Annotated in this window: 3 protein-coding genes; all 3 read left to right on the top strand. The window is 28.9% G+C overall.

Annotated features, from left to right (window positions below):
- A partial coding sequence (locus C4S77_RS12915) for a hypothetical protein (protein ID WP_181042791.1) occupies nt 1-695 on the top strand: 695 nt, incomplete at its 5' end.
- Nucleotides 685-1,194: a hypothetical protein gene (locus C4S77_RS02940; protein ID WP_146106022.1), complete on the top strand. Its 510-nt coding sequence runs from the start codon at nt 685-687 to the stop codon at nt 1,192-1,194. The genes C4S77_RS12915 and C4S77_RS02940, both read left to right, overlap by 11 nt.
- Nucleotides 1,195-1,658: 464 nt before the next feature.
- Nucleotides 1,659-2,192: a hypothetical protein gene (locus tag C4S77_RS02935; RefSeq protein WP_105245970.1), complete on the top strand. Its 534-nt coding sequence runs from the start codon at nt 1,659-1,661 to the stop codon at nt 2,190-2,192.
- The last annotated feature ends 179 nt before the right edge of the window (nt 2,193-2,371 follow it).

Below are 2,371 nucleotides of genomic sequence, written 5' to 3'. Positions count from 1 at the left end.
AGAATTTAAGTGTATATTCTTATGTTCATAATAGGTCAGTAAATGCTGTAGATCCAGATGGGGAAGATATAATTATTCTTTATGATAGTAATTCTGTATATGGTTTAGGGCATTCAGCAGTTCTGATAGGGAATGATAAAGACGGTTGGCGCTATATATCGATGAATGGAACTGGAGAAGGAGCAAAACCGATAGGGCTAGCAAAAAATTCAGATTTAGGAAATATTAAATATAATCGAAAAACAAGAATAGGAAATGATTTTAGAGGATCAGGATTAAAAGCAACTGAAATAATAGGTATAATTAATGAATCAGCTAATCCTAATGAAAAACATAATTATGATAGAGCATTTCTAATATTATCCAATACAAGTGAAGATAATTTAGCCTATGAAAAAGCAAAGAAAGAAGCGAGTGCTAAATGGTATAATATATTTGGACAATCTTGTATAGATCCAGGACAAGCTGCTTTGAAAGGTGTTATAGAAGATAGATATGGAAAAGATGTACCAGATAAAATAGGGTATGAGAAAATAGAACATCAATTAATTCCAAATAATCAAGCCGCTATGTTATTAAAACAAATTGAAATGCTCAATAAAGGACTTCAAAAGCAAGGTCAGAATGTGATAATACAAGCTACAGAAAAAAATCTAAAAATAAATAGAAAAAAAATAAATAAGAATGAAGTTTAAAATATTATATAAGATACTTATAATTACTATGATATTTGGAGTCTTTTTAATTTATTTGAGTTCTTATATAGGTTGGTATGGTTATGAAAAATGGAAGTATCGTAGATCTACAAGAGGTGATATTGAACAATCTAAAATGCGAAAAGTTTTTGTAAAGCAAGTGCCTTTTATAGTAGTTCCGGATACAATTAAAACAGAAGGGATGTTTTATATAGAGAAGGGATATACCTATGGCAAGCATTCTATGGAAGATACAAGGGTTTTAACTATGGAAGATACAAAATATCCTTTTCAACTAATGTATAAAGGATTCAGTATAATATATTTAAAAAAAGATAATCCTAACATGAAAGATTCGATACATAGAGATGAAATATGGCTTAAGAGTCCCATAATCAGAGATACAATATATTATAGGCTTTTGAAAAGTAAAGGAACAAATGTAGTAGATCCACAGTTTACTGATACAATAGGAATGATTAAAGTCTTTGATAAATAAGTAAAAAACCCGCTATTAGCGGGTTTTTATTTTTTAAATAATCCAAAGTAATCTGAGGAGTTCAATGGTGTTGAATAAGTCCCAGTTGTTGTGTTCTTGGAGTTCTGTATGTTCCAAAGAGAAAATAAGTACAGAGGTTACACTCCCTAAATAAAAGACAACTATGCGTATTTTGAAGTGCCTTAGCATGGAAAAGACCATAATGATTATGTAAACGGAGCAGGCTTCTGCTGTGAAGGAAAGGATAAAAAACTCCAAGCCTATGGAGGCGGAATCGGCAAAGGGAATGAAGAATATGAAAAGATGCAGTATTATTATCATGCGGATCATTTGGGAAGTAACAGTTATATTACTAACTTAGACGCACAAATAGTACAACATGTAGAGTATGTACCATTCAACAGATCTTTTATCAGGTTATAAGGAGAGAATAAAAAATTTAAATGGTTTAGCTAGAGATCCAAATGAGCAGACAGCAACAGATAGTCGAACTAATAACCCTTCGAATTAATCAAAATATTATGCAAGGAATTTTTAAATATTTAATCATATTTTTATTGTCTTTAGTCCTTTGTAGTTGTCTAGATAATAGAAAATTTTATAAAGAAATCAAATCATATTACAATTCAAATTGTAAAAATTTAAGAAATAAAAATTGTTATGTCAATATTAAAGATATTATAAAAATAGATTGGGATTCGGTTTATTTTATAAAAGGAGCTCCAAGTAATAATCATATCATGTCACTAAAGAATATAGATTCACAATTATTATTAGATCCTGTTTTTGATAAAATAATATTTGTAAAAAATAATAATGTTCTTTATCAAGAAGAAATATATCCACAAGGGAATAACTTTTTTGATTTCTCCAAAAAAAGTGAAAATACATTAATTTTCGATTTTGAAAATGAATTATGTTTGTCTTCTAAACAAGCTAATATTATAGTAGAAAGCAAAGATGGTAAACTGTTTCGATTGAAGTTATTTAAGAAATAAAATATTAAAACACTTATTAAAACCTCGCTATGGTGTTTTTTTATTGTTTAATAATCTCTTCCTCCATGCAGAGCAATCTGAGGAGTTCAATGGTTTTGAATAAGTCCCATTTGTAATATTCTTGGAGTTCGGGATGTTCCAGAAAGAGAATAAGAGAAGATTTATAGAATTTACTCCCT

The organism is Apibacter adventoris, assembly GCF_002964975.1.
Taxonomy (GTDB): domain Bacteria; phylum Bacteroidota; class Bacteroidia; order Flavobacteriales; family Weeksellaceae; genus Apibacter; species Apibacter adventoris.
The sequence above is the reverse complement of the archived record's forward strand: the minus strand, read 5'-3'. Positions and strand labels throughout refer to the sequence as shown.